Annotated in this window: 9 protein-coding genes; all 9 read right to left on the bottom strand. The window is 58.5% G+C overall.

Annotation, left to right across the window (positions count from 1 at the left end; all coding sequences use genetic code 11):
* Nucleotides 1–22 precede the first annotated feature (22 nt).
* Nucleotides 23–2,050, bottom strand: a complete 2,028-nt coding sequence (locus THISIDRAFT_RS00585) for a HAMP domain-containing methyl-accepting chemotaxis protein (protein WP_006787240.1) — start codon at nucleotides 2,048–2,050, stop codon at nucleotides 23–25.
* Between the two features lie 513 nt (nucleotides 2,051–2,563).
* On the bottom strand, nucleotides 2,564–4,198 hold the full coding sequence (locus THISIDRAFT_RS00580; protein ID WP_006787239.1) for a methyl-accepting chemotaxis protein: 1,635 nt from the start codon (nucleotides 4,196–4,198) through the stop codon (nucleotides 2,564–2,566).
* Between the two features lie 233 nt (nucleotides 4,199–4,431).
* Nucleotides 4,432–5,937: a lysine--tRNA ligase gene (gene lysS / locus THISIDRAFT_RS00575; RefSeq protein WP_006787238.1), complete on the bottom strand. Its 1,506-nt coding sequence runs from the start codon at nucleotides 5,935–5,937 to the stop codon at nucleotides 4,432–4,434.
* A gap of 52 nt (nucleotides 5,938–5,989) precedes the next feature.
* Nucleotides 5,990–7,085, bottom strand: a protein-coding gene (gene prfB, locus THISIDRAFT_RS00570) for a peptide chain release factor 2 (RefSeq protein WP_006787237.1) whose coding sequence is annotated in 2 segments (ribosomal slippage) — nucleotides 5,990–7,012 and nucleotides 7,014–7,085 — 1,095 coding nt in all. Because the reading frame shifts where the segments join, the coding sequence is not laid out codon by codon here.
* A 134-nt stretch (nucleotides 7,086–7,219) separates the two neighbouring features.
* The gene (locus THISIDRAFT_RS00565) at nucleotides 7,220–8,599 is read right to left on the bottom strand and encodes a DegQ family serine endoprotease (RefSeq protein ID WP_006787236.1); all 1,380 of its coding nucleotides are present in this window, start codon (nucleotides 8,597–8,599) and stop codon (nucleotides 7,220–7,222) included.
* Nucleotides 8,600–8,608: 9 nt separating this feature from the next.
* Nucleotides 8,609–10,030, bottom strand: a complete 1,422-nt coding sequence (gene gltX / locus THISIDRAFT_RS00560; protein ID WP_006787235.1) for a glutamate--tRNA ligase — start codon at nucleotides 10,028–10,030, stop codon at nucleotides 8,609–8,611.
* Nucleotides 10,031–10,198: 168 nt separating this feature from the next.
* Nucleotides 10,199–11,372 (bottom strand): IS3 family transposase gene (locus THISIDRAFT_RS00555; RefSeq protein WP_139064041.1). Its coding sequence is split into 2 segments (ribosomal slippage): nucleotides 10,199–11,078 and nucleotides 11,077–11,372, totalling 1,176 coding nucleotides; the frame shifts between segments, so codons are not numbered across the junction.
* Between the two features lie 7 nt (nucleotides 11,373–11,379).
* Nucleotides 11,380–11,940: an electron transport complex subunit RsxB gene (rsxB, locus tag THISIDRAFT_RS00550; RefSeq protein ID WP_006787233.1), complete on the bottom strand. Its 561-nt coding sequence runs from the start codon at nucleotides 11,938–11,940 to the stop codon at nucleotides 11,380–11,382.
* Nucleotides 11,937–12,515: an electron transport complex subunit RsxA gene (gene rsxA / locus THISIDRAFT_RS00545; protein ID WP_006787232.1), complete on the bottom strand. Its 579-nt coding sequence runs from the start codon at nucleotides 12,513–12,515 to the stop codon at nucleotides 11,937–11,939. Before rsxA ends, rsxB begins: the two co-directional genes overlap by 4 nt.
* Between the last annotated feature and the right edge of the window lie 57 nt (nucleotides 12,516–12,572).

Genomic DNA, 12,572 nt, shown 5'->3' with positions numbered 1-12,572 from the left:
TCATTTCAAGAGCTTGCCGGGCTTAAGCTTTGGATTCATCAATTTTGAACAGGCTCACCAGGCGCTTGAGTTGCACAGCCTTGTTGCTCAACTCGCTGGCGGCATCGGCAGCCTGGGATACGCGCGAGGTGGTTTCCCGGGTGACCGCGTTGACCGCCTCGACGTTGGCCGCGATTTGTTCAGAAACGGCGGCCTGTTGTTCGGCTGCAGTGGCAATGGATAGCACATACGAGGCCACGTTTTGTGAATCGAGCACAATCTGATTAAGCGATTCTCCCGCCTGCTCAGCCAGCTTCACCCCGGTGGTCACACGCTCGGCATTTTCGGTCATATTGCGTACTGCGTCGGCGGTTTGTTTTTGAATGCCGGCAATGGCAGTGGCGACTTCTTTGGTGGCTTCAACGGTGCGTTCCGCCAGGGAGCGCACCTCATCGGCGACTACGGCAAAGCCGCGTCCATGTTCACCGGCGCGGGCGGCTTCAATGGCGGCATTGAGGGCCAGCAGATTGGTTTGCTCGGCGATGCTGTCAATCACCGAGATAATCTGTCCGATTTGTTCACTGTTTTTACCCAAGGCGTTGATGTCTTTGGCGGAAGTGTCCACGCGCTCGGCGATACTGCGCATCTCATTGACCATGTGAGAAACAATCTGATTACCATCTCCGGCGCGCCGTCCGGCCTCGCTGGCGGTGTCGGCGGCGTCTGCACTTTGCCGCGAGACATCGGTGATGGAGGCGCTCATTTCCTCAATGGCGCTGGAAACTTGCATGGTCTGATCCGCCTGATTTTGCATCCCGGCGGCCATCTGTTCGTTGGTGGTGGCAATCTGGGTCGCAGCGGTGGCGACATCGCGGGTGGCTTGCGAAAGCTGCAAGACCACATCGTGAATCTTGGCCATCAGGGAGTTAAACCAGCGCCCGAGTTCGCCCAGCTCATCGGGGCGTTTTTCATCCACCCGCTGGGTCAAATCACCTTCACCTTCAGCAATATCGCGCAGGCGATGCACCAGGGCATTGATCGGCTGTAGCAGGGAACGGGTAATAAAAATTGCAGTTCCCACGCCAATGACACCCACCACAATCAGGCCCAACAGCATGGAGGAGCTGGAGCGATGTACGATATTCACCACACCGCCCACCGCCCGGTTGCCTTCCTGTACGGCCAGATTGGCCAGATCATCAACAGAGGACAGGGCATTGGTATAAGCCTGTGCGCGGCGCTCATTGAGCGCATCCAGCAAGACCAGGGTGCCGGCCAGATCCACCGCCTCGCTTTGATACTCATTGATGGCGGCACGAATGACGGCGACCTGCTGGAGCGTGTGCTCTTCGCGTGAGCTTTGTTCTACGGTGTCGATATTCTGATGCGCCTGAGCAAAGCGTACCAAGCTCATGAGCATGATTTGCGGATCACGGTTGATCTGTGAGGACAGATTGGCCCGTCCTACATAGTTCATCAGCTCCAGGGCTTCGTTAAGATGATTGAGCTTTTGCAGACGGGCATGCAGCACATCGCCCAAGGTCTGGCCTGCCGGGGGAAAGAAATCATCGCGGGTTTCGGTCCACATGGCCTGATTATGCAGATCCAGCAGGGCACGAATCTCGGTCAGCACCTTTTCACCAGTGTGCACGGTGCGCTGCATGAGTTGGGCGCGCTGGTTCACGGTATTGAGCGTATCCTGAGCCGCCTCGCTGTGTTCTTTCATATAGGCCGCCACCTGCTGGGCAAATTCCAGCAGGGTTTTATCGTGCTGCTGGCTGGCCAGGCTAATCAGGGTCTGAATCTCTCGCTCAGCCATTCTCTGCTGCTCGGTTCCGCGCTGCGCATCTTCCGGGCGATAGGTCAGACCATAGACATGCCAGTAGTGCGCAGCCTTGGTGACATGATCCTGAATCTTCAGGGCAGATTCCAGCCCTGGCAAGACCTCATCTTGTACCTGGCTTGCATTCGTGCGAATACCGCCCATCTGCACAATGGCCAACACCCCCAGCATGGCAGACAGGAGGATGACGATGACAAAGCCTGCAGTCAGTCGAACACCGATTTTCATCAGTCTCTCCGCGAGAAATCCCGGCCAGTGGCCTTGGGAAAGGATAGCGAGCCGCTTAAGCAAAGCGGCAGTGTAACGGTCATGATGGGCCTTGGCCCGCACGGGATGGGGATGCCAGGCCCCGGCGGATCAACACCCTTGGCTTTGGGGCGCAAGCGCGGGCTGCGGTGATGGGTCTGCATGATAAATTCCCTGGTTCTTTGAGGCTTTGATGTTCATCAGTTTGCGCGGGAAACCCCGGCCGCAAGGCCGGGGAGGGATAGCGCAGCACGCAAAGCGTGCTCCTGTTCCCGACGCCTCCTCTTTGGTAGCTTGCTCTCTTTATACATGGATGCTATCTTTATTTTAACCGCCGGGCTGGCGGGGTTAGTCTGTGGAGAAACTGTAAGTCCGGTGTCTCTTTGAGGCATTTGGCAGGTCTCGGCGAAGCAGAAAATCCTGATCGTGAGGTTAGGAATCCCCGTCCTGCCTGCCGCGACGCACGCGGCGCAGGCAGGTAGGGCGGGGAGGATGTCAAACCTTGAAACGCTGAATGCGTTGGCGCAACTGCTGCGCAAGGCGTGTCAGCTCACCACTGGCCGAGGCCGTTTCATGGGAGCCACGGGTGTTTTCTTCGGCCACTTCACGAATGATATGGACATTGCGGTTGAGTTGTTCGGTCACCACACTCTGCTCCTCGGCGCCACTGGCAATCTGATGATTCATGTCACGAATCCGCTCAATCGTTGCCAGCACCTGGTTAAGCGTCTCGCGCACCTCCACCACGAGCTGCGCCTGTTGCACCTCGCCTTGATCCTTTTGCATCAGCGCCACCGCTTGATTGACGCTCTCTTGCAGCTTGAGAATAATGCTTTGAATCTCAAGGGTGGCATCCTGGGTTCGCCCGGCCAGGGTACGCACCTCATCAGCCACGACGGCAAATCCGCGCCCCTGCTCACCGGCCCGGGCAGCCTCAATGGCGGCGTTTAACGCCAAAAGATTGGTCTGCTCGGCAATCCCGCGAATCACATCCAGCACCGTGCCGATCTCCTGGCTTTGTTGATGCACACTTTGCACCACGTGTGCAGTATGACGAACGTCCGCCTCCATCGTTTCCATCGAGCGCAGATTCGCCATAATCACGCCCTGCCCGGACTGGGCTGCCTGATGGGCCATATCAGCCGCTTCTGTGGCTTGATGGGCACTGCGGGCAATGGTGTTGACCGTATGCGTCATCTGGCCCATGGCAGTGGCCATATTTTCGGTTTCATCGCGCTGGCGTTCCACACCCCGGGTAGAAATCGAGGCAATGGCAGACAGCTCTTCAGTGGCCGAGGCCAACATTTCGGCAGCGTTTTGCACCTGCTCAACCAAGCCGCCTATTTCCTGCTGCATGGTTTGCAAGGCGCTCGCCATTTGGCCAATTTCATCCCTGGATTCAATGCGTATCCAGCCCTCATTGCGCAAATCCCCTTGCGCCATGCTTTCCACCCGCTGTTTCAGGCCGCACAGTGGACGGGTAATTGCCCATGTTAAGGCAATCCCCAGCCATAAGGCCAATGACAGGGCCGCCAGCACGGCAATCACAATGGTCCAATGGGCGGTCGTGCTGATGCGGTGCGCCGCTTGTGCCAGATGCTGGCGCTCTTCACTGCCAGCGTGCTTGAGCTGTTCCAGCAAGCCGCGCAAGCGTTCCAGGTGAGGCAACGTGGTATCGCGATACACCACGAGTGCCTCGGCAGCCTGCCCTTGGGTATTGAGCGCGATAATTTGCTGGGCGCTTTCATGCAAGATCCGGTGCGGCTGCTCGATGGCGTCAAAGGCTTGGCGAAAGGCTGGGCTGACCTGTGCATAGGCATCCGTTGCGCGAAAGTCATAATACCAGCGCCCAAAATCACAGTGCTGCGGATTCAGCTCGCCGGTAAAGCGCCGCTGCAATAAAAGCAGCGCCGAGAGCTGATTGGCCCAGGCCAAGTGATCCACTTCTTTTTCTGTTTGAAACACCGCCTGCTCAAGGCTTTCCTGCATGTCCTGATACACAGCGCTCACGCGCCCCAAGGCCATAAAACTGACCACCGCTACGATGAGAATACATAGCAGGACCAAGGCAAAGGAGAGGCCGAGTTTACGACCTACCGAGTATGAGGAGATTGCAAAAAAACCAGCCATCAATACAGTCCAGACGGTTAAAGGTTGCCGCTTGCGTGATCGTTACCGATACCTAGCAAAAACAGCGCCAAAAAACTTGCTGGTGCGCCGGTCAGTACTCCCGGTGCCGGGGACATCCCGGCGCTTCCCATGAAACGCCGCTCACCAGAGCGGCATTATGGCGCGCCACGCACCCGCGTGGCATCAGTGAAAAGCCTGCCGGGCGGGTGCTCGGCGCTCCCAACCGCTAAACGCTAGGTTTCAGGACGCAGATGGGGAAACAATAACACATCACGGATTGAGGGGGCGTTGGTCAGCAGCATCACCAGGCGGTCAATGCCGATGCCTTCGCCCGCCGTGGGCGGCATGGCATATTCCAGCGCCCGGATATAATCGGCATCAAAATGCATCGCCTCGGCATCCCCCGCCTGACGGGCATTGACCTGTGCCTGGAAGCGTTCGGCCTGATCCTCGGGGTCGTTGAGCTCGGAGAAGCCATTGGCGATTTCGCGCCCACCGATGAATAACTCAAAGCGATCGGTCAGCAGCGGGTTGTGATCACTGCGGCGCGCCAGCGGCGAGACTTCCGTCGGATAGCCGGTGATGAAGGTAGGCGCCAGCAATTTGCTTTCCACCGTGGTTTCAAATAATTCCAGCCAGATCCGCCCAACCCCCCATTCGGGTGCCACCTCAATGCCTAGGGCCTTGGCATGAGCGGCGGCGGTGGCGCGGTGTTCAAGGTCGCTGGCCTGGAGAGCCGGATTGTAGTGGCAAACCGCCTCCAGTACGCTCATGCGCACAAAGGGTTGTCCCAGATCAATGGTTTGCCCCTGATAGCTAAACGCGGTGCGCCCCAAGACCTCCAGGCTCAATGCCTGCAACATCTGCTCGGTCAGATCCATCAGGTCTGCATAGTCGGCATAGGCCTGATAAAACTCAAGCATGGTGAATTCCGGATTGTGCCGGGTGGACAGGCCTTCGTTGCGAAAATTACGATTGATCTCGTAAACCCGCTCCAGCCCACCGACAACCAGGCGCTTGAGATACAGCTCCGGGGCAATGCGCAGATACAGCGGCATGTCCAGGGCGTTGTGATGCGTCATAAAAGGCCGGGCCGCCGCACCGCCGGGAATCGGCTGCATCATCGGCGTTTCCACTTCCAGAAAGTGCTGTGCATTGAGGTAATCGCGCAGAAACTGGATGACACGCGTGCGCAGGCGGAAGGTTTCGCGCACCGACTCATTCATGATCAGATCGACATAGCGCTGACGGTAGCGCGTTTCCAGATCATGCAGGCCGTGAAATTTTTCCGGCAAGGGGCGCAAGGATTTGCTCAGCAGGCGCAGCGTCGCCACCCGCACGGATAGCTCCCCGGTCTTGGTTTTAAACAAGACCCCCTGCACGCCGACAATATCGCCGATGTCCCAGCTTTTAAAGGCGGCATAGACGCCTTCTGCCAGGGTGTCACGCTCAATAAAGACCTGAATGCGCCCGGACATATCCAGAAGCTGGGCAAAGCTGGCCTTGCCCATCACCCGTTTGGCCATCATCCGCCCGGCCATGCAGACTTCGATACGGGTTTCGTCAAAATATTCCGCCGGCTGCTCTGCGTAATCACGCAACACCTCAGCGGCCAGCGCATCACGGCGAAAATCATTGGGGAATGCCGGTCCCTGGGCGCGCAACTGCTGTAGTTTTTCACGTCGCAGGGCAATCAGCTTGTTTTCATCTGGGCTTGCAGCCGTTTCGGTCTGGGTCACGGGCTTTTCTCGTTATGCTGGGGTTGGCGTAAGGCCATGCGGCAGACAGACATCACAGGCCACTTTTGAGGCTGGCCTCAATGAAGGGGTCTAGATCACCATCCAACACGCCCTGGGTATTGCCGACTTCCACGCCGGTGCGCAAATCTTTAATACGCGACTGATCAAGCACATAGGAGCGAATCTGGCTGCCCCAGCCGATGTCTGACTTGCTGTCTTCCAGGACCTGTTTGGCGGCGTTGCGCTTTTGCATCTCCAGCTCATAGAGTTTGGCCTTGAGCTGTTTCATCGCAAAATCGCGGTTTTTATGCTGCGAGCGGTCACTTTGGCAGGCCACGACGACGCCGCTGGGCAGGTGGGTAATGCGAATGGCCGATTCGGTGCGATTAACATGCTGACCGCCAGCGCCGCTGGCGCGATAGGTATCAATGCGCAAATCTGCCGGATTGATGTCAATCTCGATGTCATCATCAATCTCCGGGGAGACAAACACTGCCGCAAAGGAGGTATGGCGGCGATTACCCGAATCAAAGGGCGATTTGCGCACCAGGCGATGCACCCCGGTTTCGGTGCGCAGCCAGCCAAAGGCATACTGACCATCAAATTTGATGGTTGCGCTTTTAATCCCGGCCACTTCGCCGTCAGAGAGTTCCAAAATCTCGGTCTGAAAGCCGCGCTGCTCGCCCCAGCGTAGATACATACGCAGCAACATACTGGCCCAGTCTTGCGCCTCGGTTCCGCCAGAGCCTGCCTGAATATCCACAAAGGCATTATTGGCGTCCATTTTTCCGGAGAACATCCGGCGAAATTCCAGATCAGCAACGGTGCGCTCAAAGCCCTGCAAATCCGTCTGCACGGCCGCGACCGTGTCATGATCCTGTTCCAGCTGTGCCAGCTCCAGCAGCTCGCGGGCCTCGCTCAAGCCGCTCACCAGACGCTGGCTGCCAAGTACCACATCCTCAAGCTGCGCCCGCTCACGTCCCAAAGATTGCGCCCGCTCCGGATCATTCCAGACATCGGGTTGTTCTAGCTCGCGGCATACCTCTTCGAGACGCTCGGCCTTGGTATCGTAGTCAAAGATACCCCCTCAAGGCGTCCAGGCGGCCTTCAAGATCATCAATTTGTTGAAATAATGGATTAAGTTCCATGAACACGCTCTATATAAAAAAACACCCCTCCTTATTTCAAGGAGAGGTGCCCCGTTGGGGCGGATGGTTAAGTTTTAGCAATAAGCTCCTTCCCTGCCTGTGGCGGGACTCTCCCTGGGAGCAGTTGGGGCTGGCTATTGTAACAGCAGGAAGAAGGCCTGCTGCTCGCGGCGTATGTTTAATAGCAGATTGCGCGTTGGTGAGGCCAGCAGCCGCTGTATATGCGCCAGGTCTTGCACCGCCTGCCGGTTGACCGACAAAATCACATCGCCCTCGCGCAAGCCCGCTCGCGCCGCCCGTGAATTACGCGCAACGCTTTTGATCACCACACCAGATACCTGACCATACAGCGGCGAATCATCATCCAGATCGGCCAACATAGCGCCTTGCAGGCGGGCATCCAGGCTAGCGGCATCCAGCTGCTGTCCCGCCCGCCGGGCTACATTGGCGTGCAGATTCAGGGGCTGGCCGTTGCGCAGAATATCCAGACGCACCGTGCTATCAATGCGCAACAGCCCAATGACATTGCGCACATCGGTTGCATGGCGCACCACACGGCCATTGATGCGCACAATCACATCACCCTCGCGCAAACCGGCCTGGGCGGCGGGTGAGCCCGTCTCTACGCGGGTAATCACCGCGCCCTCACGTCCGGAAAGCCCGAAGGCTTGTGCCAGATCGTGGGTCAGATCCTGCACCGCAATCCCCAGACGACCGCGCTGCACCTCGCCATATTCGACCAGATGCGTCATTACCTCGCGGGCCATATTGATGGGAATGGCAAAACCAATGCCGATATTGCCGCCGCCCCGCGCCAGAATGGCGGTATTGATACCGACCAGCTCCCCGCGCAGATTCACCAACGCCCCGCCGGAGTTGCCCGGATTGATGGAGGCATCGGTCTGGATAAAATCCTCATAGGTTTCCACCCCTAGACCGCTGCGCCCCAGCGCGCTGACAATCCCCGAGGTCACGGTCTGCCCCAGGCCAAAGGGGTTGCCAATCGCCACCACAAAATCCCCCACCCGCAGATGATCGGAATCCGCCGCACGCAGCGCCACCAGATCGCTGGCCTGAATCTGAATCACCGCCAGATCGGTATCTGCATCACTGCCCACCACCGTGGCATCAAAGCGTCGCCCGTCATGCAAGGTCACGATGATCTCATCAGCGCGATGGATCACATGATGATTAGTCAGGATATAACCGCGTGCAGCGTCAAGAATCACCCCGGAGCCCAGCCCCTGGGTGCGGCGCTCGCGCTGCAACTGCGGGACATCAAAGAAACGCCGGAAAAAGGGGTCATCAAATAACGGGCTTTGCTCCACCACCCGCCCCCGCGTGGCCAGATTCACCACACCGGGAATGGTGCGCTCAAGCATCGGCGCCAGTGAGGGCACGGGCTGTTCATCGACCATCACTGGCAGACGCGCCTGCGCACAGCCCAGCACACTGAGCAGCACGATACACAACAGCCACGCAGCCCCTAAATGCAGACGCGGCAACACCGACATCAGAACCTCCTAAAGATCAGTCGCCTGGATAAAACGTATCCGCGCCCGCTCAGGCCCCAAAAACTGCCACACGCGGGCCATTTCCGGGCCATGATCCACGCCACTTAAGGCCGCCCGCAGGGGCATGAACAACGCACGTCCCTTAAGACCGGTTTGCTGGCCCAGGGTTTTGCTGAACTCGCGAAAATCCCAATTCGGTTGCGTATCTAACAGCTTGATGGCGCTGTGAAAAAAGGCCGCACCCGCCTGCACCACGGCCTCGCGGGCGGCAGGCTCATGATCCAGCGGATCAACCAACAAACGCTGTGCCCAGACGCGGGCATCTGCGGGAAGCTCGATATTGTCGCGGATGGTGGCCAGAAAGGCCTGCTGTTGCGCCGCCGGGATTTCCTGCAACACCTCGCTGTGTTCCAGCCATTGCTGCAAGGCGGTCTCATCCAGGGCATTGACCGCCAGCCGCTGCCAATGCTGCAACTGGGTTTCATCATGACGCGCCGGAGCCCGCCCCAAACGGGACTCACTGAAAGCCTGTGCCAGTTCCGCAAAACTGAGCAGCGCATCACTGTCCAGAGTGTGCCCAAGGCGGGCCAGATGATTCAAAATCGCCAGCGGCAAAAAGCCCTGTGCCCGCAAAGCCCGCGCACTCAAAGCCCCCAGGCGCTTGGACAGCGGCGCGCCGTGGGCATCCATGATCAGGGAAATATGCCCATAACGCGGCATCGGCAGATCCAGGGCACGCAGAATCAACAACTGACGCGGGGTATTGGTGAGATGATCCTCACCGCGCAGCACATGGCTAACCCCCATCAGGGCATCATCCAGGGCATTGCTGAAAAAAAACGCCGGCGAACCATCGGAACGGCGGATGATAAAATCCCCGATATCCGCCCCGTTAAAATACAGCGCCCCGCGCACCAGATCATCAAAGGCAATGCTTTCCTCATCGCTGACCCGAAAACGCAGACTGGGCTTGATACCTTGCGCCAAACGCGCCTCAATCTCGGTCGCAGACAAGCGCGCACAGGTGCCCGCATAGCGCGGCGCCCGTCCGGCAGAAAGCTGGGCCTTGCGCGACAGCTTCAGCGCCTCCTCCGAACAAAAACAGGGATAGGCCAGACCAGCGTCTTCAAGCTGCTGATAATACTGCTGGTAAATCGCCCCCCGCGCCGCCTGGGCATAGGGTGCCTGCGGCCCGCCAACCTGTGGACCTTCCTGCCAGGCAAGACCCAGCCACTGCAAATCCTCCTGCAAAGCCTGGGCAAAATCCTCCCGACTGCGGGCCGCATCGGTATCCTCAATGCGCAGCAAAAAAACGCCCTGATCACGGCGCGCCAACAAGGCATTAAACAAAGCCGTGCGCAGATTACCTAAATGCAGATGACCGGTCGGGCTGGGAGCAAAACGTGTTTTGGTGAGTGTATTGGTAGACATGGACTAATCTTAGCGCAAAGCCGCTTGCGGCAAAAGAGCGCCCGTCGCTGAAAGGTGAGGTGTACCCCATTGTCAAGACAAAAGGTGGCCGAGTTAAAGTTATCGCCTGCCCCTCACTCGCAGCTGCACAGCGCTGCCCTGATGCCGCAGATTCACCGTCGGTAGGCGTCACCGCCCCGGGCCGTATTTGTCTACGATCAATGCACCTCCTCCCTGCCGGGTCCTGTAGACCGTTGCTGGCGTCTCGTCGGCCTGTGCTTGGTGCGGGCGCTCTTCGTTGTAAAATGAGAAGTCTTCCAGTAGCCCAAGAGTCACCTCACGCAGGTCAGCGTCGCCTTTGAGGTCGGTGTCCTCATGCTTCACCGTTCGCCAGAGCCGCTCTACGAAGATGTTGTGAAAGGCTCGCCCTCGGCCATCGATGCTGATCGTCATGCCTTCACGCTTGAGCACGCTGGTGAATGGCTCCGCCGTGTTCTGAGCGCCTTGGTCGCTGTTGAAGACTTCAGGAGGGCGGTTCAGCCGCAGGGCTTCCTCAAGACAGTCGAGGCAAAAGCTCGCATCGATGGTGTTGCTGAGCCGCTCACTCAAGACCTTTCGGCTGTACCCGTCGATGATCGCGACCCGGTCGCAAAAGCCTCGCGCTAGCCGCACGTACGTGATGTCAGTGCTGCAGGCCTGGTTGGGCCGAATGACCTGAATGCCACGCAACCGGTACGGATAGACTTTGTGCTGCGGGTGCGGGCGGCGGGTGTGAGGGCCCGGCGCGATCGCCGCCAGTCCCATCCGGCGCATCAGTCGCTGCACGCACTTGCGGTTGACTTCATGGCCCTGTGCCCGCCGCTCGGCTACTATCCGGCGGTTCCCGTAGAGCGGTCGCCGCGTATAGATTTCGTCGAGCAGACGGCACAGCAGCAGCGCCGTCGCGTTCTCCTGTGATGGATGGCGATGCGCGTATACGGTCGCTCGAGCTACCTCCGCCCGCTCACACTGCCGCACGATGGAGCGCGCACCCTCCGCCTCAATCCAGCCCTGGCGGCTCATGGCAGGGTGATCCCTGTTTTTTTTTGAGCCAGTCCCCGTCCAGCTCCATCTTCAGGCGGCCCATCTCGCTGTAGAGCCGATCCGGCGAGTCCTGCTCCGCTGCCGGTTTCGGACCACGCTTGCCCTCAAAGCGCGTACCTGCCTGCTCAACGATTGCCTTCTTCCACTTGCTGACCTGCACCGGGTGAACCCCGTAGGCTTGACCCATCTCGTTGACGGTCTTGACCCCATGGATCGCCTCACGCCCGACCTTGGCCTTGAACTCGGCGTTGTATGTGTTCCGCTTCCTCTTTTCGCTCATCTCTTCGCTACCCCATGCTGGAGGCTTTGTCATCGCTTAAGCTGTTGTCCAGATTTCGGGGTCCACTATACACCGGCACCATCTCAATGCAGCTGACCGGGCACGGGGCAATACACAGCGCACAGCCGGTACACAGCGGTGCAATCACCGCATGAATCTGACGTGGTGCGCCCATAATGGCATCCACCGGGCAGGCCTGAATACACAAAGTGCAACCGATACAGCGCGGCTCATCAATCACTGCCAGCGCCTTTTCCTGAGGCGTGCCTTGCAAGGGTGTAGCTTCACGGCCCAGCAGATCGGCCAAGGCCAATACTGTTGCCTCGCCACCCGGTGGGCAGCGGTTAATATCCGCCTCGCCCTTGGCAATGGCATTGGCATAGGGCTTACACCCCGGATAGCCGCATTGACCGCACTGGGTTTGCGGCAGCAGGGCGTCGATTTGCTCGGCCACCGGGTCGCCTTGCCGCCGCAAACGGGCATGTGCGATGCCAAGAATCAGCCCAAACACCCCTGCCAGCAGCGCCATCAGCACCATTGCCAGCATGAACAGTGATGCGGTATTCATGGCACCAGGCCGCTAAAGCCCATAAACCCCAAAGACATCAGACCGGCGGTAATCAGGCCGATGGCGCTGCCGCGAAAATGCACCGGGACATCCGCCGCGGCGACCCGCTCGCGCAGGGCCGCAAATAATACCAGCACCAAGGCAAAGCCGCTGGCCGCACCAAAGCCATACAGCGCCGAGGCGAGAAAGCCGTGATCTTCGCGCACGTTGAGCAAGGCCACGCCCAGCACGGCACAATTGGTGGTAATCAATGGCAAGAAAATCCCCAAGACCTTATACAGCAGCGGGCTGGTACGCTGTACGACCATTTCAGTCAACTGCACCACGGCGGCAATCACCAGAATGAACGCCAGAATGCGCAAAAACTCAAGTCCCAGCGGCACCAGGAGATAGGCATTGAGCACATAGCTGCATACCGCCGACAGGGTGAGCACAAACATCGTCGCCAGCCCCATACCCATAGCGGTTTCGACCTTGCGCGACACCCCCATAAAAGGACACAGGCCTAAAAATTTCACCAGCACGAAATTATTCACCCAGACCGTGCCGACCAGAATTAAAAGATATTCGCTCATGCTCAATGTGCATCATCTGAGAGTAAAGCGTAGAATAAAGCGCAATCATGGGCAGTA

Origin of the sequence: Thiorhodospira sibirica ATCC 700588 (genome assembly GCF_000227725.2) — a bacterium.
Classification (GTDB): domain Bacteria; phylum Pseudomonadota; class Gammaproteobacteria; order Ectothiorhodospirales; family Ectothiorhodospiraceae; genus Thiorhodospira; species Thiorhodospira sibirica.
This window is presented reverse-complemented; position numbering and strand designations above follow the sequence as displayed.

Coding starts and splice junctions, on each gene's coding strand:
- THISIDRAFT_RS00585 (WP_006787240.1), bottom strand. CDS start 2,050: ATGAAAATCGGTGTTCGACTGACTGCAGGCTTTGTCATCGTCATCCTC.
- THISIDRAFT_RS00580 (WP_006787239.1), bottom strand. CDS start 4,198: ATGGCTGGTTTTTTTGCAATCTCCTCATACTCGGTAGGTCGTAAACTC.
- THISIDRAFT_RS00565 (WP_006787236.1), bottom strand. CDS start 8,599: ATGTCGGTGTTGCCGCGTCTGCATTTAGGGGCTGCGTGGCTGTTGTGT.
- gltX (WP_006787235.1), bottom strand. CDS start 10,030: ATGTCTACCAATACACTCACCAAAACACGTTTTGCTCCCAGCCCGACC.
- rsxB (WP_006787233.1), bottom strand. CDS start 11,940: ATGAATACCGCATCACTGTTCATGCTGGCAATGGTGCTGATGGCGCTG.
- rsxA (WP_006787232.1), bottom strand. CDS start 12,515: ATGAGCGAATATCTTTTAATTCTGGTCGGCACGGTCTGGGTGAATAAT.